This is a genomic window from Bdellovibrio sp. HCB-110 (assembly GCF_047323225.1).
GTDB lineage: Bacteria > Bdellovibrionota > Bdellovibrionia > Bdellovibrionales > Bdellovibrionaceae > Bdellovibrio.
This window is the reverse complement of the sequence record NZ_CP178750.1, coordinates 3,390,881-3,410,054: the sequence shown is the minus strand read 5'-3', so window position 1 is coordinate 3,410,054 and position 19,174 is coordinate 3,390,881. Positions and strand designations below refer to the sequence as shown.

Annotated in this window: 19 protein-coding genes; 11 read left to right on the top strand and 8 right to left on the bottom strand. The window is 45.1% G+C overall.

All coding sequences use genetic code 11. The annotated features are described in order from the left end of the window. Positions 1-8: 8 nt before the first annotated feature. Positions 9-1,565 carry a RecQ family ATP-dependent DNA helicase gene (locus ACL934_RS16160; RefSeq protein WP_374075199.1) on the top strand — a complete coding sequence of 519 codons (1,557 nt, stop codon included), beginning with the start codon at positions 9-11 and terminating at the stop codon, positions 1,563-1,565. Here the strand turns inward: ACL934_RS16160 and ACL934_RS16155 are convergent. Beyond that, the gene (locus ACL934_RS16155; protein ID WP_413612593.1) at positions 1,562-1,864 is read right to left on the bottom strand and encodes a hypothetical protein; all 303 of its coding nucleotides are present in this window, start codon (positions 1,862-1,864) and stop codon (positions 1,562-1,564) included. The two genes, ACL934_RS16160 and ACL934_RS16155, sit on opposite strands and share 4 nt — an antisense overlap. 197 nt (positions 1,865-2,061) lie before the next feature. Between ACL934_RS16155 and ACL934_RS16150 the strand changes: the two genes are divergently transcribed. Both ACL934_RS16150 and ACL934_RS16145 read left to right on the top strand, forming a co-directional pair. After that, positions 2,062-2,808: a hypothetical protein gene (locus ACL934_RS16150; RefSeq protein WP_374075194.1), complete on the top strand. Its 747-nt coding sequence runs from the start codon at positions 2,062-2,064 to the stop codon at positions 2,806-2,808. 10 nt (positions 2,809-2,818) lie between these two features. Next, positions 2,819-3,682 (top strand): NAD-dependent epimerase/dehydratase family protein, encoded by an 864-nt coding sequence (locus ACL934_RS16145; protein ID WP_413612592.1) that lies wholly within the window; start codon positions 2,819-2,821, stop codon positions 3,680-3,682. Here ACL934_RS16145 and ACL934_RS16140 read toward each other — a convergent pair. Next, a complete protein-coding gene (locus ACL934_RS16140; protein WP_374075190.1) occupies positions 3,679-4,356 on the bottom strand; it encodes an alpha/beta hydrolase in 678 nt (225 codons plus the stop codon). The genes ACL934_RS16145 and ACL934_RS16140 overlap by 4 nt on opposite strands. Before the next feature lie 34 nt (positions 4,357-4,390). On the opposite strand from ACL934_RS16140, the gene ACL934_RS16135 reads away from it, so the two are divergent. Then, a complete protein-coding gene (locus ACL934_RS16135) occupies positions 4,391-5,884 on the top strand; it encodes a UDP-N-acetylmuramoyl-L-alanyl-D-glutamate--2,6-diaminopimelate ligase (protein ID WP_413612591.1) in 1,494 nt (497 codons plus the stop codon). Between the two features lie 4 nt (positions 5,885-5,888). Next, positions 5,889-7,310, top strand: a complete 1,422-nt coding sequence (locus tag ACL934_RS16130) for a UDP-N-acetylmuramoyl-tripeptide--D-alanyl-D-alanine ligase (RefSeq protein ID WP_413612590.1) — start codon at positions 5,889-5,891, stop codon at positions 7,308-7,310. Between the two features lie 61 nt (positions 7,311-7,371). Here the strand turns inward: ACL934_RS16130 and ACL934_RS16125 are convergent, their stop codons facing one another. Continuing rightward, on the bottom strand, positions 7,372-7,821 hold the full coding sequence (locus ACL934_RS16125; RefSeq protein ID WP_374075184.1) for a Spy/CpxP family protein refolding chaperone: 450 nt from the start codon (positions 7,819-7,821) through the stop codon (positions 7,372-7,374). A gap of 161 nt (positions 7,822-7,982) precedes the next feature. Here ACL934_RS16125 and ACL934_RS16120 point away from each other — a divergent pair, with 161 nt between their 5' ends. Then, on the top strand, positions 7,983-8,675 hold the full coding sequence (locus ACL934_RS16120) for a response regulator transcription factor (protein WP_374075183.1): 693 nt from the start codon (positions 7,983-7,985) through the stop codon (positions 8,673-8,675). 8 nt (positions 8,676-8,683) lie between these two features. Then, complete coding sequence (locus ACL934_RS16115; protein WP_413612589.1) at positions 8,684-9,967, top strand: ATP-binding protein; 1,284 nt, start codon at positions 8,684-8,686, stop codon at positions 9,965-9,967. Positions 9,968-10,002: 35 nt separating this feature from the next. On the opposite strand, the gene ACL934_RS16110 is transcribed toward ACL934_RS16115, so the two are convergent. The 3 genes from ACL934_RS16110 to ACL934_RS16100 form a co-directional block, all read right to left on the bottom strand. Then, positions 10,003-10,704: a pirin family protein gene (locus tag ACL934_RS16110; protein ID WP_413613499.1), complete on the bottom strand. Its 702-nt coding sequence runs from the start codon at positions 10,702-10,704 to the stop codon at positions 10,003-10,005. Positions 10,705-10,907: 203 nt separating this feature from the next. Beyond that, entirely contained in the window at positions 10,908-12,695 is a 1,788-nt protein-coding gene (locus ACL934_RS16105) for an amidohydrolase (RefSeq protein WP_413612588.1), read from the bottom strand. Between the two features lie 63 nt (positions 12,696-12,758). After that, positions 12,759-13,457, bottom strand: coding sequence for a hydrolase (locus ACL934_RS16100; RefSeq protein WP_413613498.1), 699 nt, complete (start codon positions 13,455-13,457; stop codon positions 12,759-12,761). Positions 13,458-13,616: 159 nt separating this feature from the next. Here ACL934_RS16100 and ACL934_RS16095 point away from each other — a divergent pair, with 159 nt between their 5' ends. After that, positions 13,617-14,534, top strand: coding sequence for a LysR family transcriptional regulator (locus tag ACL934_RS16095; protein ID WP_413612587.1), 918 nt, complete (start codon positions 13,617-13,619; stop codon positions 14,532-14,534). On the opposite strand, the gene ACL934_RS16090 is transcribed toward ACL934_RS16095, so the two are convergent. Continuing rightward, complete coding sequence (locus ACL934_RS16090) at positions 14,531-15,310, bottom strand: EcsC family protein (protein ID WP_413612586.1); 780 nt, start codon at positions 15,308-15,310, stop codon at positions 14,531-14,533. The two genes, ACL934_RS16095 and ACL934_RS16090, sit on opposite strands and share 4 nt — an antisense overlap. Before the next feature lie 130 nt (positions 15,311-15,440). Here ACL934_RS16090 and ACL934_RS16085 point away from each other — a divergent pair, with 130 nt between their 5' ends. Beyond that, entirely contained in the window at positions 15,441-16,019 is a 579-nt protein-coding gene (locus tag ACL934_RS16085) for a hypothetical protein (RefSeq protein WP_413612585.1), read from the top strand. Here ACL934_RS16085 and ACL934_RS16080 read toward each other — a convergent pair. Continuing rightward, positions 16,016-16,483 carry an HPP family protein gene (locus ACL934_RS16080; RefSeq protein WP_413612584.1) on the bottom strand — a complete coding sequence of 156 codons (468 nt, stop codon included), beginning with the start codon at positions 16,481-16,483 and terminating at the stop codon, positions 16,016-16,018. The genes ACL934_RS16085 and ACL934_RS16080 overlap by 4 nt on opposite strands. A 203-nt stretch (positions 16,484-16,686) precedes the next feature. Between ACL934_RS16080 and mraY the strand changes: the two genes are divergently transcribed. Both mraY and murD read left to right on the top strand, forming a co-directional pair. After that, positions 16,687-17,763 carry a phospho-N-acetylmuramoyl-pentapeptide-transferase gene (mraY, locus tag ACL934_RS16075; RefSeq protein WP_413612583.1) on the top strand — a complete coding sequence of 359 codons (1,077 nt, stop codon included), beginning with the start codon at positions 16,687-16,689 and terminating at the stop codon, positions 17,761-17,763. A 3-nt stretch (positions 17,764-17,766) separates the two neighbouring features. Next, complete coding sequence (gene murD / locus ACL934_RS16070) at positions 17,767-19,155, top strand: UDP-N-acetylmuramoyl-L-alanine--D-glutamate ligase (RefSeq protein ID WP_374075166.1); 1,389 nt, start codon at positions 17,767-17,769, stop codon at positions 19,153-19,155. Positions 19,156-19,174 lie beyond the last annotated feature (19 nt).

Here is a 19,174-nt window from a genome sequence, read left to right as displayed (position 1 = left end):
TGGCGGATATGCAAGCAGACGTGGTGATTCCTCAAGAGGATCTTCTTAAAAAGTACTTCAACCTTTCCCAATTTCGTCGAGGTCAAAAAGAGATCATCGACGCCGTCCTTGCAAAAAAAGATGTTCTGGCTGTCCTACCCACTGGCGGCGGCAAATCTCTCTGCTATCAATACCCGGCAGTCTATTTGCAAAAATTAGTGATTGTGATTTCTCCGTTGATCGCTTTGATGAAAGATCAAGTGACGTCTTTGCAGAGATTGGGAATTCCTGCGGGCTGTTTGCATTCGGGCCAATCCGATGATGAAAAACGTGAAGTCTTTGCGGCTCTCAATAAAGGGGGCGCCTTTGTTTTATACTTGTCACCGGAGCGCGCGCAAAAAGAAGGTTTTCAAAAATGGATTCAGCAACGTTCTATCGGCCTTTTTGCGGTGGACGAAGCGCACTGTGTTTCGCAATGGGGTCATGACTTCCGCGAAGAGTATGCGCAACTAAGCATTCTTAAAAAACTTTGTCCTGACGTTCCTATCTTGGCTTTGACGGCTTCTGCAACACCGACGGTTTTGGACGATATTTCAAAGCAATTGAATTTGAAAAAGCCTGAGCGCATGGTCCACGGGTTTTATCGTCCCAATCTCTATTACCAAGTGGAGCTTTGTGAAAATGAAGACGCCAAGTTGGACTTCCTTTTACAAAGTATTAAGAACACGCCTACGGGTCGAATCATTGTCTATTGCGGAACTCGTAAAATCACCGAATCCACAGCCGTTCTTTTAGAAAAGAAATTCGCCCAAGTTGGTTTTTATCATGCGGGTCTTTCTGCTGAAATTCGTGCGCAAACTCAAGATGCTTACACTCGCGGGGATTTAAGAATTCTCGTTGCAACGAACGCTTTTGGGATGGGGATTGATCAGCCGGATGTGCGTCTTGTGGTGCACTATCAAATCCCGGCCAATATCGATGCGCTTTATCAAGAGATGGGGCGTGGCGGTCGTGATGGGCAAGAGTCCACGTGCCTGACGTTGTATTCAAAAAAAGACAAAGGTTTGCAGTCGTATTTCATTCATAACTCTGAAGCTCCAGAAGAAATCAAGGGCGCGCGTTGGCGTAACCTCGATGCCCTGGTGAACTATGCGGAAGGCAGTGAGTGCCGTCATGCAGAGATTCTGACTTACTACAAAGACTCTCAGCGTATTGAGCGTTGCGGTCACTGTGACTCTTGTGATTCTAAATCCACGCGACGTATTTTGAAACCGCTCACGCCTTTTGTGAAGTTGGATCAAACTTTAGAAAAAATCAAAACGACGTTGAAGAAGGCCAAGAAATCCAAGGCTTCTGATTTGGAATTGAACGACATTCAAGAAGAACGCTACGAAAAACTAAAAAAGTGGCGCAAAGAAAAAGCCAAGGAGCTGGATGCTCCGGCCTTTGTCGTCTTCAGTGATCAAACTCTAAAACATCTCGCGATTAAAAATCCAAAAAGCCTTGATGACATGCGCTCTGTGTATGGAATTGGTGAAGCCAAGTTAGAAAAGTTCGGTTGGGATGTGTTGGCAGAATTAAATTAAGAGTTGATAGTCATCAACTCTTGTTCGCTCAGCGCCTTCTGGAATTTACAGAGAATGGTATTCGCCCCCAGTTTTAAGACGACGGCAGGAAAGAATTTTCCGTTTATGTTGACTGCCACAGTGATTTTGCTGGGAAGATCGTCGCAGGAAGTAGAAGTCAGCATGGCGAAACCATATGACGAGATTTTATAGATCTTTCCAAAGACAGTGCCATTGCTGAATTCAATAAAGGCCTCAATCTCTACTGAGGCATATTTTTCTTTTTTATTGTCAAATAGGTCGTAGAGCCGCTTCAACATAATAGGCTGATCCTTGCTGCTGACACATTTTCGGTCTTGGTTCTTTAAAACTTCACGGGTGGGGACAGTCAGGGGTTCTTTTATTGTTCGATGTTTGTCGTGAAACGTCGCGGGTCATCTTATATTACTTGGGGTGGCACAAAGTGATACTTTAAAAGACAAGTAGCAAGTTCCGCCATGGGTGCCATAATTCATTTATGGATACGTTTTCTAAAGATCAGGTTGTTAAAACTCTCAAAAAGACTCTCGAAGCTCACCCTCAGATTCAAGCGGCTTGGTTGGGCGGATCTACAGCGACGGGATTTGAAGATGATCTCTCTGATACGGATATTGTCGCTATCTGTGAACATCCCGAAGTGGTGTTTGCGGAAATTGAGAAAGCTCTGCCAGTGATCTCATCGGTTTCGCATATTTGGAAAGTCGACGACTCTTTATGGAAGACTTTCTTTCAAAAGTTTTACGTCTTTGATGAGGGACCGGAAACTTACTACATTGATGTCGGTGTTTTTCAGAGTTTAAAGCCGGAAGACTATCAGGAGTTTTATAATTCCGAACGCCACGGTGAGGCTGTTGTTCTCTTCGATAAAATGGGAATTCTTAAGTCAGCCTCCATGTCTCCTAAATACGAAAAGGCCAAGGTGGATTGGAAAAATTGGCTGGCCCGTTTTGAAATCATGTATCGAACTTTCTTAAAGGAAGCTGAGCGTGGAAAGTTTATCGACAGCTTTTTGTTCTATCAACGGCTTGTTGCAATGTGGGTTCATCTGCAAAGGCACTACAAGACACCCCAGAAGCATGACTTTGGTTTGCGTTACATCTATCGCGATTTTCCTAAAGAAGAAGCGCAGTTGATTGAAAAGTATCTGCAGGGAGCAGATTTGCATACATTGCGAGCCCAGGCCCTTGATATTCGCAACCGTATTCTGAAAATTCAGCAGGAATAAGGAATTTAAAATGAAAGTACTCGTGATTGGTGGGACAAGATATTTCGGTAAACGACTGGTTCATTATTTAATCAATGAAGGTCACGAAGTGTGGGTAATGTCGCGGGGGCAGGTAGAAGATGACTTTGGCGCAAAGGTGCATCGTCTGAAAGCGGACCGCAGCAGTAAAGTGGAAATGACTCATGCCCTGGGGAATCTTCAGTTCGATGTCGTTGTCGATCAAGTGTGCATGAATGCTCAGCAAGCCTTGATTGCAACAGAAGTTTTCGCGGAAAAAACATCTTTCTATGTGATGACCTCGACGATGTCCGTTTACGATTGGGGTGCTAATCTTCGCGAGGATGAAGTCAATCCCTTCCTCTACCAGAAAAAGACACCGAAGAATCCCATGGAAGAATATGCTGAAGGGAAGAGATCCGCAGAAAATGTTTTTGCCGGCCAAAATTCATTCGCGTGGGCCTTTGCGAGATTTCCAATAGTCCTCGGTGAAGACGATTACACTTTGCGATTGCACGGCCAGGTAGAGAAAGTGAAAAGTGGAGCGCCGATTTATTATCCTAACTTGAACGCGCGTTTTTCTTTTATTAGTTCGGAAGACGCAGCGAAATCTTTGCTGTGGCTTATTCACGGAAGACGTGAAGGTATTTACAACTTTGCTTCTGAAGATACGCTCAAGCTTGGGGAGCTCGTAGGGCTTATTGAAAAGACCACCGGAAAGAAGGCCCATCTTTTGTCAGAACCTTCTGAAGCAGCGTGGTCTCCGTTCGGCATTCCATCAGACTGGTATTTGAATGTTGAAAAAGCCAAACGCGAAGGTTTTCAGGCAAAACCTTTGAACGAGTGGTTGATCCCCCTCGTTCAAAAAATAAGTTAGATATTATTTAAGTACTCACCAATTTTCATCATCACTTGCGGAGGAATCTCATGGCCTCCGCGGAAGCTTTGCAGAGCGCCCTTCATGCCATTTTGTGTGAGCAAAGTTTCAAGCTGTCTTGCTTGTTTGATGCCCAAGATAGGGTCCATCTCTCCATGGCTTTGAAAGAAGCGTTGGCCTTCGCGGGCGGGAATTAATTTTTTCCACTCTTCCTGATGCAAAAGAGTGCCCGACATGATGACCAGACCTTTGGGAGTTTCCGGTGCACGCAAATAAAGTTCCGTTGCGAGCATTGCTCCTTGGCTAAACCCGCCCAAAACAATTTGATTCCAAGGAACTTTCAATTGGCGAATCATTTCCATCGCCATGTCATAGGCCTTGGGTAAACCCTTGGGAGTGTCATTGCTGAAATCGCGATGTTCGCCACGCTCAGCGGCCCTTTGGATTTCCATCATGTCGATGGTCCACCAAGCACGTCCCGTCCAAGCTGGACCGATGGGAACCTCTAAAATTCCATTGGGGAAGAGCCAATTGTAAGTTTTCTTTGTAGAAATCATTTCTCCTAAAGAAAAGAGGTCATTACAGTCGGCACCGAAGCCATGGAAGCAGAGGACCCAAGGCGCGTTATCGTCTTTATTTATTTCTTGGCAATGTATCTTTCCGAGTTGTCTCATAACTCTGTCATACGCTATTCTTGCTAACGAGTCTATGCAGCTAAACCAATTATTTTCCATCATTCCCGGTATCTCTGAAACTTCTCTGCCTCATGAGGCGGAGCTGACGGGTCTTTTCAACGATGCGCGCCTTGTTGTGCCTGGGTCGGTATTTGTAGCTATTCGTGGCAGCAGGTTGGACGGCCATACATTTATTCCAGATGCGATCTCGAAAGGGGCTGCGGCGTTGGTGGTGGAAGATCGTTCGCTGGTGCCGACTTCCTACACGGGTTTTGTTTTGCAAGTTCCGAATTCTCGCGAGGTCCTCGACCTTTTAGCCAGTCGTTATTATTTAGATCCAGGACAAGAACTTTTCTGTGTGGGTGTGACCGGAACAAACGGCAAAACTTCTGTGACTTATATGACCGAAGCGATTTTGAATGAAGGTCGTATCCCCACAGGTGTGATCGGAACCGTCAATCATCACCTTGGCGAGAAAGTATGGCCCTCCGAGATGACGACACCTGATCCGATCTTCTTACAAAAGCGTTTACGAGAATTTCGTTCTGAAGGAGCCATGGCTGTGGCGATGGAAGTTTCTTCCCACGCTTTGGATCAGAAACGTGTCGACAGTGTTCCTTTCAATACAGTGATTTTTACAAATCTCACACGCGATCATTTAGATTATCACGTGACGATGGAAAATTATCTTGAGGCCAAGCAGAAACTTTTCACGGATCTTTTGTGGAAAACGGAAAAGCATCCTTGTTATGCTATTATTAATACGGCGGACAAATTTGGTCGTCGTTTGCGTGTCGCAGACCCAGCGGTGCTTTGGACTTATGGGGCTCCTGATTCGGACATCCGTTATGAAATCTTGCGAATGGATTTCGCGCTGACCCACTTTAAAGTACAAACTCCGATGGGGGATGGGGAAGTTCATTTGCCCATGTCAGGCACTCACAACGTGTTGAATGCTTTGGCGGCGCTAGGTGCGGGACTCTCTGCGGGATTGCCTCTTTCTGTTTGTATTTCGGCTTTGGATAAATTCACAGGAGTGCCGGGACGATTGCAATCCGTGCCGAACGCTCAGGATCTTTCAATATTTGTGGATTATGCGCACTCGCCTGATGCTTTGGAAAATGTGTTAACGGCGATTCGCAGTGTGCGAGAGAACTTAAAATCTTCAGCACGTATTTGGACGATCTTTGGCTGCGGTGGCGACCGCGATAAAGGCAAACGTCCTTTGATGGCGCAAATGGCGTTAAAATATTCGGACAACGTCGTTATCACCTCTGACAATCCTCGTACCGAAGATCCGAATGATATTATCAAAGATATTTTAGCCGGAGTGGCTGGCGCGGATAAAGCAAAGACCACAGTGGTTTTGGATCGCAAAGAGGCAATTCATCAGACGATCAAAAAAGCCCAGAAGGGTGATGTGATCTTGATCGCCGGAAAAGGCCACGAAGATTATCAGATTATTGGCAAAGATAAATTCCCTTTCAGTGACGTGAAAGTGGCGGAAGAGGCTTTGCAAGGGAGATAAAACAATGAGAGCCATGGACGTGCAAACCATTGTGAAAGTAACGGGCGCACAGACGCTCAGCCTGAAAGAAAAAACCTTTGCAGGTATCGGAACAGACACTCGTGCCGATTTAAAAGGCCAACTTTTTATTCCTCTAAAAGGGGACGCGTTTGATGCTCATCAATTCTTAGAAAAAGCGGTTCAACAAGGTGCCACAGGACTTCTTGTTCATGAAGAAAATGAACAAGTGCAAAAGCTGAAAGGCCAAGTCACGATTTTGAAAGTTCCTGATACATTAAAAGCTTTGCAGCGTTTGGGTACTTACGCTCGTCGTGAATCCCATGCAAAAGTTTTAGCGATCACGGGTTCCAACGGTAAAACGACCACTAAAGAATTCACGGCGGCTCTTGTAGGCACGACCATGAATGTTCACTACAACAAGGGAAGCTTCAACAATCATTGGGGTGTGCCGTTTACGTTGTTGCAACTGCCTCCGACAAAAGATGTGGCCGTTGTTGAAATGGGCATGAATCACGCAGGTGAATTGACAGAGCTTGTGCATATTGCAGAACCCGATGTTGTGGTTTGCACGATGGTGGGACGTGCGCACATGGAGTTCTTTGGTACGATTGAAAAAGTGGCAGAAGCTAAAGAAGAAATTTACGAAGCAGCATCACCGAGCACTGTTCGTATATACAATTTGGATAACGAACAAACTCACAATATGTACGTGAAAGCGTGTGAGAAATACGATCGCTCGAAGTTAATGACATTCTCGTCTGAAGATCCTCGGGCTGATGTGCACTTAATGATCGGCTCCATGAGCATGAGTGAACTTTCGATCAAGGGAAAAATCGGCGGCAAAGAGGGGACGGCAGTTGTGCAAGTTTTTGGTTCTCAGAACTTAACGAACTTGATGGCAGCGGCGTCTTTGGGATTGGCTGCGGGAATGAGCCCTGAACAAATCTGGAAAGGTCTTCCGGAATGTAAAACCAATTGGGGGCGCAATCAGCTTGTGCATTTAAAATCCGGTGCACAAATGATCTTTGATGCATACAACGCCAATCCTGACAGCATGAAAGCTTTGATCGACAATATGACACTTCTTAAAGTGGCTGGTCGTAAAGTCGGCGTCTTTGGACAAATGCGCGAGCTGGGATCTGCATCAGCGGCATTGCATGAAGAGCTTGGAACCTGGGTTGGTAAAGCGGGCTTCGATAAAGTTTATTTTATCGGTGATGACTATGAAGCCTTCACTCGTGGTTTGAACAAAGTGGGATATCAGAATCCCGCTTTGATTGAAAAAGACTTTAAGGACGCTTCCGGACAGGATTTAGCGCAATATCTGAAAGCGGGAGACATTGCGGTTGTAAAGGCCTCACGAGGGACAAAGCTGGAGCGTTTTGTTTTTCCTTGCGAGCCTTTGGATTTTTCAGAGAAACAGTAGCTGAAATACGCCGCGTTTTCCAGGACGGCGGCGTACTTGCAAAGAGAGCTAAGTACATGGCTTACTCCCATCTGTGCTGGAATTTTTCAATTTTATCGATCATTTCTTTTTTCTGCTCTGGCGTTAGACTCTTATGAAGAGCGGCCACTTTATCTAAGTACTTATCAATTTTAGAATCCATGCGGGCTTGGCGAGCTTTGATCAATTCTTTGATTTTTGCTTTATCCAAGTCGTCGGCAAGAATCATACTCTTGACGTCGTCCTTCATGGATTTGCGAATAGACTTTTCTTCAGCGAAATCTTTTTTAATTTCGTTGGTGATGTCGGCAAGCAAAGCTTTTTGTTGTTCGTTGAAATCAAGTTTATCAGCGATCTTTTCGCTGATCGCAGTCATTCTTTCTTCCGGGGTTTTATGGCAGCCTGATAGGAAGCCGATACCTCCGGCAGCAAGTAAAACGCCAAGAATGCGGGGCCATCTTCTGTGGGCGTGGTGATGATGATGGTGTCTCATAAAAGCAATCCTCCGTAAGGTGGTTGGGTTGTGAACTCAGTTTAGGTGCTTTTGAGGGCAAGGTGGTTTCTGGAATGTTAATGATTGTAACAAATTGTAACTGCTTGATTATCCTAGGAAAAATCCTTTAGGTCGAAAGGCTTTTCGACTATGATAGCGGTATGAATCGCATACTTCTGATCGATGACGATCAAAAATTAGGTGAACTTCTTAAGCAGTATTTCAATCAGTTTGAACTGCAGATTGTGCAATCCCTTGCGCCATCAGAGGGTTTGCAAGTTTTAAAAAAAGATAAAATAGATGCGATTATTTTGGATGTGATGTTGCCAGAAATGGACGGCTTTGAAGTTTGCAAAAAAATCAGAAGCTTTAGCGATGTGCCGATTCTTATGCTCACCGCGCGCGGGGAAACTTCTGACAAAGTTTTAGGACTTGAGTTGGGAGTGGATGACTATCTTCCGAAACCTTTTGAGTCCCGTGAGCTTGTGGCGCGAATCAAGAGTCTTATTCGTCGCTACAAAAAAACATCTTCTTCGAACAAATTAAAATCCGGCGATTTGCTTTTAGATACTCAGTTAAGAGCAGCCTTCTTGGAAGGACAGAATCTCAATCTTAGTACTCATGAGTATGAACTCTTAAAACTTCTCATGTCCCACGCCGGACAAAGTCTTTCCCGCGATCGTATTATGGATGATCTGCGCGGTGTGGATTGGGAAGCTTACAATCGCAGTATTGATGTAGCGATCAGCCGCCTTCGTCAAAAATTAAAAGACCCTGCGAAATCCCCCGTGTTTTTGCGAACGGTGTGGGGTGAAGGATATTGTTTTATTGCTCCGGTGGAGGAAGTACTGTGAAGCATCGAGTGAAAAAAAAGTTACTGATTCGTATTTTCTTTACCTTCATGCTCACGGCAGTCTTGATTATCGGTGGTTTGGGATTGTTAGTGCATTCTTTAAAACCCGATCACGAGTTGTCTCCGGTCGCTGAAAAGAACGCGATCTTTTACTTGTCAGGACTTCAGCAAAAATTAAACGGCTCTTTGAGTGAAGAGGGCATTCAGAATTTGTATAAGGACTTAAATCTTTATGCTCGTGTCGAGGGATTTGAACCGCTGGCTGATAGGCAAGGACTTCCCACTTTTGCTCAGATCGAAAAAGAGGATGAACACTACTCTAAAAAAATGGCCGTGGGTAAGCATCGCAATTATTTCTTTGCGGAACTCAAAGGGGCTTTGCCAAGAACAGCATGGTTTATTTCTGCCGACGAAATTCCGCGAGGTTTTGCATTTCCATTCGTTGCTGTCGCCGGATTTATTTTCTTAATTTTGATTATGAGTTTTCTCACCATCCGCTGGATGATGTCGCCGATCAAAGTTCTTATGACGGGCGTAAAAAGAATCTCGATGGGAGACCTCAAATACCGAATTAAAACTCGTCAGGGCGGGGAGTTCCAGGTTCTGGGTGAAGCCTTTAATCGTATGGCGGATGGTTTAGAAAAAATGGTGGCAGCGAAAGAACAGCTTCTGCGTGACGTGAGTCACGAGCTTCGCAGTCCTCTGACTCGTGTGGGTGTGGCTGTTGATCTGATGAAAGATGAAGCAATCAAAGAGTCCATCAAAGAAGATCTGCGCAAAATGGAAGGATTGGTGGCGGAAATCTTAGAGTCCTATCGCTTGCGAGAAGGGGCTTCTTCTTTAAAGAAGTCTTCAACAGACCTGAGTGAGCTGGTATTCCATGTCGTCGAGGATTATAAGGATACGGCTCCCGGAGTAAAATTTGAGGGTGCCGCAAATGCCTCTGTTTTGATTGACCCGATGCAGATTGAACGAGTTTTGCGAAATCTGATTGAAAATGCCACGAAGTATACAAAGCCCCATGCGTCTGCAACTTTGGTGACGTTGACACAGAATAAAAATGGCTGGGTTTTGAAAGTGAAAGATGATGGTATTGGAATTTCTGAAAAAGATCTTCCACATATTTTTGAGCCCTTCTATCGAGCGGATTCGGCAAGGTCTCCCGGAAAGTCGGGATTTGGTTTAGGCCTGGCGATTGCTAAAACAATCGTAGAAGCTCACGGCGGACACATGTCAGTGCAAAGCCGGCTGGGACAAGGTTCTGAATTTATCGTCCATTTGTCGGAAGACTAGCGCGGGGCCGAAGCCCCGCACTTGGGAAGAAGAGATTAAGCAGGAAGATCAAAAAGAATCATTTCTGAATCTTCTGAAGCAGTGATTGCGGCAGTTGAGATATCAGTGGCTGCGATCGCATCACCGGTTTGGATGGATTCACCATTTACTTGCACAGAGCCTTTAACTAACTGAAGCCAAAGTTTACGACCTGCTGGAACGTTGAAGTCCAAGTCTTGGGATTTTTTCAGACGGGAGATATAGACATTGGCATCTTGGTTGATGTCAATAGAGCCATTTCGTCCATCTTTAGAAATCACATGCACAAGTTTTTGCGAGTTCAACTCTTTCTCAAAAGACTTTTGACCATACCCAGGTTTGACACCGCGTTTTTCTGGCATGATCCAGATTTGGAAGAAATGAGTTTCATCCTTCTCTTGATCATTATACTCGGAGTGTAAAACTCCAGTGCCGGCACTCATGCGTTGCACTTCGCCGGGTTTAATCACAGCGATATTGCCCATGGAATCTTTGTGGCTCAAACCTCCCGAGATCACATAAGAGATGATTTCCATATCTCTGTGAGGGTGAGTATCAAAGCCTGTGCCTCCGGCAATACGGTCTTCATTGATCACGCGCAAAGGTCCAAAGCCCATGTGTTGGGGGTCGTAATATTCAGCGAAAGAAAAAGTATGGCGAGATTTCAACCAACCATGCTCCGCTAAGCCTCTTTCATTGGATTTTCTAATTGTAAGCATACCTTTTTCCTTTCTCAGTGGGTCCCAGGCTGCGGCGGCGATAAGCCCCATCGTGGCTGTCAAAGCGCCGAGCAAAAATTTTCTTCGTGGTTGATGGTTTGTTTCAGCCATAAGTGCCTCCCACTGAAATTATTATCGGTCATTTGAGGGTTTAAAAAAATTATTAAAAATTCATATTCTATATAAATTTAAACTATATAGTTTTAGCGACTATACTGGTAACCTCCAAAGAAGTTCACAGGGGACCAATCAGGCAAAGCTTTGGGAGCCGGAGCCACGAGGGAGCTAAACTCTTTTTGCGCTGACATAGGACGACCACTCACAACCGTTAGGTCTGAAAAGATCTCTTTGATCTGCTCTTCCGGTACAGTGAAATAGTCTTTGTTTAAAATCGCGAAGTCGGCGAATTCACCTTCGGCGATGTCCCCTTTGAATTTTTCTTCTTTAGAAAACCAAGCTGCGCCTTTTGTCATCAGATAAAGAGCTTTTTCACGGGATAGGCGATTGCGCTCGTTCATGTGCTGAAAGCCACCCACGGTTTTTCCGCTCACGTGCCAGTACAAAGAAATCCATGGATTGAAGGATGACACACGAGTGCCATCCGTGCCGGAGCCTACGGGAATTCCAAGTTCAAGCATGTCAGCAATTCTTGGGGCATTGGCGGCTTTGTTATTTCCGTACTGTTTTGCGAACTCTTCACCTTGAAAAGCCATGCGATCTTGAACAGAGATTCCTCCACCCAAAGCTTTGATGCGTTTTAACGTCGCAACACTTGCTGTTTCTGCATGATCGATAATGAATCTCTCCGGGAAAGGGCCGCCTTCTTTTTTAATTTCTTCAACGACGTTCAGAATTCTTGCGATGGATTCATCGTAAGTCGCATGAATACGGAAGATCCAATGATGTTTGAATAACAATTTGAGAATCGGCTTGAGTTCGGCTTCCATATTTGGAGGCAAATCAGGACGAGGTTCCATAAAATCTTCAAAGTCAGCAGCTGTTGAAGTTAAATTTTCTCCGCCACCCATTAAATGATAAGGAATAGATTCTTCAATTTGATGTAAAGACGCAGGGTGAGCCATTGCAGTCCAGCGACGATAGTCCTCAATCTCTTTTCCCGCGACAGGCGCAAAAAGATAGAAGGGAATGCGCACGGCCAGTTTTCCTTCGTCAAAAAGTTCTTTGGCGATGCGGTGATCTTCGGGGAAAAAGAAACCTCCGCCGCCAGCATCGATAACTGTCGTGAGGCCTAGGCGACTGAGTTCACTAAAATACAAGATCGTCGAGTTGCGTTCTTCTTCGCGCCCAGAAAGTTTTGGAGTCGCTGAAAGAGTTTTGTACAGAACCATGGCATTTGGTTTTGCCGTAAGTTCTCCTGTAGGATTGCCATTTTTGTCGAGTTCAACAACGCCACCTGGAAATTTTGTGTCTTTGGAATAGTTGAGCGCTTTAAGTCCCGCGGAATTTAAAAAAGCCTTTGAATAAAGATAAAGCACAAAGACCGGACGCTTCGGAGAAGCTTCATTAAGTTCTTTGATCGTCGGCATTCTATTTTCTTTAAATTGATGCGGCGACCATCCGCCCACGACACGCACCCACTGTCCTTCAGGCGTTCGCGCGGCTTGTTCTTTGATCATTTTCAAGCCTTCTTTGAGGGACTTCACGCCATCCCAACGAAGTTCTAAATTATAGGTCAGTCCGGCGCGGATCGGATGATGATGTGTGTCTGTGAGGCCGGGAATCACAGTGCGACCCTTGGCGTCGATCACTTGGGTTTTTGCGGATTTAAGTTTCAAAATGTCATCGTTACTTCCTACCTTGACGAACTTTCCCTCTTTCACAGCAAAGGCTTGTTGGAATCCATTTCTGTGAGAGAAAACTTTGCCGTTGATAACAATAAGATCGGGGGAGGGGCTTTTCGGAGTGTCTTTTCCAAAAGCAGAAGACGCTAAAACTGTAACAGCCGTGAGGAGAATATTTTTTAGTTTCATAGCAAGGTCCTTTAAATAAAAAGGCGCTGAGATCTAGCCTCAGCGCCCCGGAGGAGTTGTAAACTATTTTTTACCTTCTTTAGCTCCGAACATTTCTTTTGCGTAGATAATGCCAAGGCCGTACCCGCCGCCATGTTCTTTCACGATTGATGTCACTGCGTTGTAAGTTTCACCGCGAGCCCAGTCACGTTGAAGCTCTAGCAAGTATTGGATCCAAGTGATGGGGTGAGCACCTGCTTGAGTCATTCTTGTTACTGCGGCATCATGAGCGACATTAGTCACGCCACCGGAAGCATCAACGACAAAGTACACGTCATATCCTTCTTCAATGGCTGAAAGCACAGGACCTACTCCGCATACTTCGGTCCAAAGGGCCGCGATCACAAGTTTCTTTTTGCCGTACTCTTTCACCTTGTCGGTCACGCGACTGTCTTCCCATGTATTCATTGTCGTGCGGTCAATGGGTTTCTGATCTGGGAAAACGGCTTGAATTTCAGGGAAGATGGGGCCGGAGAAAGATTTTTCCGCGACAGTTGTCAGAATCGTTGGCACACCAAAAACTTTTGCGGATTTGGCTAAACCTGTCGTGTTATTGCGAAGTTCAGCAATATCAATGGATCTTGTTGCGAAGGCCATTTGTGGTTGGTGGTCGATCAGAACCAGAGTGTGATTCTTTGGAGTTAACAAGCTTTTAGCCGCCTTACCTGCGTGTGCTTGAACTGCTGTCATTGCTACCAGTGCTGCGAGTACCATTTTGAACATTTTCATTTTATCCCCCATCTAGGTGTTTTGTTTTTTTTAACCGGGGCGCGTTTTTGTTGTGCGCCGATAAAGTGAATATCGGTCAAGAAAGGCTTGAAAAAAATTATTTTGTTTTTATGATCTATATAAATTTGATCAATATAGTTTTGGGGATAAATTATGACCATCGATCAGTTAGAGACTCTGGAAATGATAGTGGAAAAGGGCAGTTTTAAGGCGGCGGCGGAGCATATGTATAAGACTCAGCCCAGTCTGAGCGTCGCCATTAAAAAGTTAGAAGAAGAATTTGACCTACGGCTTTTCAACCGTGAAGAGTACCGTCCCAAACTCACGCCGGAAGGTTTGGTTTTCTACAATTGGGCGAAACAGTGTCTTTATACTTTCCGTGAACTTAAAACTGTTGGAACGGAATTGGGTTCCAAAAAGGTCGAGCCCTTTTTAACAATTGTCTTAGATCCTCTTGTGCGCTTTGAAGCTTTGGAAGGAATCTTCCAGGAGACAGTACTAAGCAAGCATCCGACAGAAATGACCTTTCGCTCTGAGATTATGAGTGTTGGGGAGGAGTTGCTAATTTCTGGTGAAGCTGACTTTTCTATTTCAACGAAATCTTCTGACAACGACATGATCGAGAGTGTCCCCTTTGATAGAGTTGAAATGATTCCGGTGATAGCGAAGAGCTTGGCAAAAAAACATCCCGGTCTCACCTATAAATCTTTAAAACAATGCCCTCAGGTTGTGGTGCTTTCACAAGGGGATAAAAACAGTCTTCTAAAAAAAGATGCCAAAGGCTTCACAGCAGATTCAAAGAAGTGCTTTGTAACCGATCATAGTTTGAAACATAAAATGATCATCAGCGGTTTTGGTTGGGGAAGACTTGCAAGGAACGAAGTTGAAAAGGATCTGAAGAAAGATCTATTAATAGAAATTCACGACGAGAATATTAAGCCATTTACACTGGATCTTCATATCATGCGCCTCAAGCACAAGCCTCTAGGCCCTGTGGCGAAAGCGGTGTGGGCGCAGCTTTTACAGAACGCGACGATTAAAAAAAGCAAAAGACCTACAAAAAGAAATTAGATTTTAGTTTCTAAATACTGGCGTTGCACTTCCGCAACGCCGTATTTTCTTTCAAGTCGTCGCACAATAAAGTGTCCGCGAGCGACGTCTTGGAAGTGATTCATAAATATCACGTTGATACCGGCACCGCCCACGGCACCAATCAAAGGCATCATCTGGGCTGCAACTTTTTCTGTGACGACCAACTGAAATCGAGAGGCGATGCTTGCAAGTAAACGCACGATGATCGGTGCACTTTCATTCGTTAAAGTTTTACCTACCATAACCTTGGCAGCATCGGTGAAAGTTTTTGCAAGAGCCGCTCTGGTCATCAAATAGCCCGAACCCGCGGCATCATCGGACGAGGAGTAACCGCCAAATGCAAAGACTTCAAGGCACGCCAGTTTTGTCTCAGGATTGTTAAGGTCTTCCCCTTCACTTTGTGCGATATCCATGATCGAACGCATGATCAGCGTTGTTGAAACAGGCAGCTCCGCCATAAGAGCAAGAGGTCCAAAGAAGCCGCCCAGTCCTCCAGTGCCAGCCACCATCACCTTATGTCCAAAATTATTCGCAGGACGACGGTCGCTTTTTTCCATCGTCGCTGCCGCTGCATGATACGCAACAGAAATAGATTTCTCCGTCGCTTTATGAATTGTCGATTGAATTCCCTTCGGCAAAAGCGTCAGACCTTTTTCCACAGGAGTCCCTACCTTCGCAGCGATTCGCGCCGTAAGACTCGGCTTTTCTAAAAGCTCTTTCGCCATTCTGAGAAGTTGAAGTTCGATTGAATCCATCTGTATTCCTCTAAAGATATTATATTCAAATAGAGAAACGGGTCCATTTATCTCTACGGCTTAGGTCTAGAACATCCCGCATTGCTACTTCGCAAGGCCCTATGTAAAATGACATACATAGGGGGAGAGAATGCAGTTCAGAAATGCAAAGTGGTTCGTTGTGGGTTTGGTTTCGGTCCTTGGAAGTATTTCCTCGGCAGCTTCTTTCACTCTCACAAAAGGTGCAGGCTATCAGATCGAACCGATCTACGGTTTTGAAACTGTCTATCGCGATTACCCAACTCCACATATCAATACACGTATAATGTACGGGGCTCGTTTGACGGTGGGAAGTGATTTGCTCTCTGGAGAACTTGAATACACGAAAGCTTCTGACACGGAAGATTTCTCAACGGCGCCAGAGAAAATTAAAACAGAAGATGAAAAACTCAAACTCGGCGTTCGTTCGACTTATAGATTTAATACGATTGTCTTTGCTTCAGGACGCCTTGGCGGACAAGCGACAAAAGAAACTCGCACAGAAACTTCTGGTGGAGTTGAAACAAAAACAGAAGAGCCCATCAAATACAACCCTTATGCCGGTGCTTCCGTGGGTGTTACATTGGGCCCTCTTTCACTCAGCGTGAACTCAACCGTGATTTTCAGAGATGGCAGCGATATGTCGAAGAACGACTACCAAAACACATTCTCTGTCGGTATCGGTTACTAGATTCCTGCTTGTCCCACAAGATAGGCGGCACGTTGCAAAGCGGGATTTGCAAAGATCTCGCTCAAGTTCCAACCAATTGTCGTGTCGTCGCGTTTTAAAAGTTGATCCAATAAAACCAACATATCTTCTGAAGTCACAATGCCGACAACTTCTTCATCCTTCGTGATGAGGTAGGCGGAAACTTTTTCTTCAATCATCGCGTCGACGACACTTCTCAGTGGTGTCTCAATGCCAAAAGTTTTGATCGGAGTGCTCATCAGTTTTTCAACGGGAGTCTCCGGAGTCGGTGAGCGCAGCAAATCTCTCTCGGAAAGCATTCCGATAATATACTCCTCATCGACATCCATCACAGGAAGATGGCGAATCCAATAGTTGGACATGAGTCGATAGGCCTCTGCTGCGGAAGTTCCCTTACCAACAGTCACAATCTTGCGAGTCATATGATCTTTCAGAGCCATTTTCATGAAGCCCCCTTTTCACACCTGCTATTCTACCACTTTTAGGAGGCACGAACATGACCCCTGTCATCTCTCACAAGTTGCGAAAATCCGTAATTAAATCAATAGTTTATTAACTTTTTCTTGCATTTAAAGAAGCACATGTGCTAAACCCTTTAAGTTCCTAGCAAATTTTAATTTTAAAGGTCACAACAGGGGATCGTCGCAGCATGCTTTATCAATGGCTTTATTCGATGGCGGATCAGTTTTCGCCGCTGAACGTTTTTCGGTATATCACCGTTCGAACTTTCATTTCGTTTTTCACAGCGTTTTTGCTGTGCTGGATGTGGGGACCGCATTTCATCAAACGTTTACAGATGAAGCACTTTGGCCAAAGCATCCGTGATGATGGTCCTCAAACTCACAAGAAAAAAGCCGGCACGCCAACAATGGGCGGTGGACTCATTCTTCTTTCCACTTTGATCCCGTGTTTGTTGTGGGTGGATATGATGAATCCTTTGGTGTGGGCGGTGTTGCTCATCACTTGGGGTTTTGGTTTTATCGGTTACATCGACGACTGGCTCAAAGTGAGCAAAAAGAATTCGAAAGGTCTTTCGGGAAAAATCCGTTTGGCTGGAGAGTTTTTAATTAGCGGAGCTGTGGTTGCCTGCCTTGTTCACTTCCACGGATTGAGCACAGCTGTAACAATTCCATTTGTGAAAGCTGTTTCGTTAGAGCTTGGATATTTCTATATCGTGTTTGCAGCTCTTGTGGTTGTCGGCACTGCGAATGCTGTGAATTTAACAGACGGTCTTGACGGGCTTGCGATTGTTCCTGTGATGATTTCAGCAGCAACGTTGGGACTTTTTGCTTACGTAACGGGTCACTATTCGATTGCGGCTTACTTGCAAATCCCTCACGTTGTTGGAGCCGGAGAGTTGACTCCAGTGGCGGCGACAATTGTTGCGGCAGGTATGGGGTTCTTATGGTTCAATGCCTATCCTGCACAAGTTTTCATGGGGGACGTGGGATCGCTTTCCTTGGGTGGATTCTTGGGTTCCATGGCTGTCATCACTCAAAGTGAGCTTTTGATGCTTGTCTTGGGCGGGGTTTTCGTGGTGGAAGCTTTGTCGGTTATCACACAAGTGATTTCATTTAAGATGACAGGCAAACGAGTTTTCAAAATGGCGCCGATTCATCACCACTTTGAATTGGGCGGTTTGACAGAGACGAAAATCATCGTTCGTTTCTGGATTATTTCTATTTTATTAGCTGTATTAAGTCTTGCGACTCTGAAGTTGAGGTAACAAATGTATAAAGAGTTTAGTGAATTAAAAGATAAAAGAATTCTTGTTGTCGGTCTTGGTAAGACGGGTGCCTCTTTGGCGCACTTCCTTACAAAGCATGGCGCGCAAGTGACGGTGACTGATCACAAATCAAAACCGGAACTTTCAACTCAGTTAGAACAATTGGGCGATTTGCCAATCAAGTTCGAGTTGGGCGGACACAGTCCGAAAACTTTCATCGCTCAAGACTTGGTTGTCTTGTCTCCGGGAGTTCCGAGCAATTTGAAAATTTTTGATTACGCTCGTTCTCAGGGAATCCGCATCACAGGGGAGTTTGAATTCTCTGCGGGTTTCATTAAAGAACCGATCATCGGTATCACTGGAACAAATGGAAAAACGACAGTGGCAAAAATCACTGAAGCAATCCTGAAAGAATCTGGAATTAAAACATGGGTGGGCGGAGCTAACGAAAAACCGCTCGTGGATTACTTGCGTTCAGATGAAAGAGCCCAAGTTGTGATCGCGGAAGTTTCAAGCTTCATGCTTGAGCATTGCGACACTTTCAACCCAATGAACATCGTGTTCACAAACTTGGCTGAAAACCATTTGGATCGTTATCGCTCCATGGAAGAATACGTGAATGCAAAAAGACGTATCTTCAAAAACACAAATCAAGCAACAACAAGCATCTTGAATGCCGATGACAACGCGGTTGTTGAATTGGCCCGTGATCCAGCGGTTCAACGTGGACGTATTTTCTACTTCTCCCGTAAACCTGCATTGGAACCACAAATCATGAACATCGGTGGAGCTGTGAACATCGGCGATGAAATCCGTGTTCGCACCGGTCCAGAAATCGAAAGCTTCACGATCAAGAACATGAAAATGCGCGGTAAACACTCTGTAGAAAACGTGATGGCAGCGATCCTGGCATCTCGTGAGCATGGAGCCACTCGCGAAGCCGTGCAAAAAGTGATCGACACTTTCACAGGTCTTGCTCACCGTATTGAATACGTTCGCAAAGTCGGCGGAGTTTTGTTCTACAACGACTCTAAAGCCACGAACGTGCACGCGGTTCTTCGCGCTTTGGACACTTTCGATGAAAACGTGATTTTGATCGCCGGTGGTAAAGACACGAACTTGAACTACGAACCACTTCGCACGGCGGTTAAGAGAAAGGTGAAGACCTTGATCTTAGTCGGGGAAGCGAAAGAGAGAATCAACCGTGATCTAGGCGATTTTTCTGAGACATTCTTGATCGGAACTTTTGAAGAAGCTGTTCTCATAGCTTACCAAAAGTCGAGAATTGGCGACACCGTTCTCTTGTCTCCAGGTTGTTCGTCCTTTGACATGTTTGACAGTTTCGAAGAACGCGGCGATTATTTTAAAGAAATCGTGAGAAAGTTTCATTGATAATTCCAAGACCGCCCAA

What these genes read in the sequence shown, in the direction of transcription:
- ACL934_RS16135 (WP_413612591.1), top strand. Translation starts at nt 4,391, where the DNA reads ATGCAGCTAAACCAATTATTTTCCATCATTCCCGGTATCTCTGAAACT.
- ACL934_RS16085 (WP_413612585.1), top strand. Translation starts at nt 15,441, where the DNA reads ATGCAGTTCAGAAATGCAAAGTGGTTCGTTGTGGGTTTGGTTTCGGTC.
- mraY (WP_413612583.1), top strand. Translation starts at nt 16,687, where the DNA reads ATGCTTTATCAATGGCTTTATTCGATGGCGGATCAGTTTTCGCCGCTG.
- ACL934_RS16150 (WP_374075194.1), top strand. Translation starts at nt 2,062, where the DNA reads ATGGATACGTTTTCTAAAGATCAGGTTGTTAAAACTCTCAAAAAGACT.
- ACL934_RS16100 (WP_413613498.1), bottom strand. Translation starts at nt 13,457, where the DNA reads ATGTTCAAAATGGTACTCGCAGCACTGGTAGCAATGACAGCAGTTCAA.
- ACL934_RS16155 (WP_413612593.1), bottom strand. Translation starts at nt 1,864, where the DNA reads ATGTTGAAGCGGCTCTACGACCTATTTGACAATAAAAAAGAAAAATAT.
- ACL934_RS16090 (WP_413612586.1), bottom strand. Translation starts at nt 15,310, where the DNA reads ATGGATTCAATCGAACTTCAACTTCTCAGAATGGCGAAAGAGCTTTTA.
- ACL934_RS16080 (WP_413612584.1), bottom strand. Translation starts at nt 16,483, where the DNA reads ATGAAAATGGCTCTGAAAGATCATATGACTCGCAAGATTGTGACTGTT.
- ACL934_RS16140 (WP_374075190.1), bottom strand. Translation starts at nt 4,356, where the DNA reads ATGAGACAACTCGGAAAGATACATTGCCAAGAAATAAATAAAGACGAT.
- ACL934_RS16095 (WP_413612587.1), top strand. Translation starts at nt 13,617, where the DNA reads ATGACCATCGATCAGTTAGAGACTCTGGAAATGATAGTGGAAAAGGGC.
- ACL934_RS16130 (WP_413612590.1), top strand. Translation starts at nt 5,889, where the DNA reads ATGAGAGCCATGGACGTGCAAACCATTGTGAAAGTAACGGGCGCACAG.
- ACL934_RS16120 (WP_374075183.1), top strand. Translation starts at nt 7,983, where the DNA reads ATGAATCGCATACTTCTGATCGATGACGATCAAAAATTAGGTGAACTT.
- ACL934_RS16125 (WP_374075184.1), bottom strand. Translation starts at nt 7,821, where the DNA reads ATGAGACACCATCATCATCACCACGCCCACAGAAGATGGCCCCGCATT.
- ACL934_RS16110 (WP_413613499.1), bottom strand. Translation starts at nt 10,704, where the DNA reads ATGCTTACAATTAGAAAATCCAATGAAAGAGGCTTAGCGGAGCATGGT.
- murD (WP_374075166.1), top strand. Translation starts at nt 17,767, where the DNA reads ATGTATAAAGAGTTTAGTGAATTAAAAGATAAAAGAATTCTTGTTGTC.
- ACL934_RS16160 (WP_374075199.1), top strand. Translation starts at nt 9, where the DNA reads ATGCAAGCAGACGTGGTGATTCCTCAAGAGGATCTTCTTAAAAAGTAC.
- ACL934_RS16145 (WP_413612592.1), top strand. Translation starts at nt 2,819, where the DNA reads ATGAAAGTACTCGTGATTGGTGGGACAAGATATTTCGGTAAACGACTG.
- ACL934_RS16105 (WP_413612588.1), bottom strand. Translation starts at nt 12,695, where the DNA reads ATGAAACTAAAAAATATTCTCCTCACGGCTGTTACAGTTTTAGCGTCT.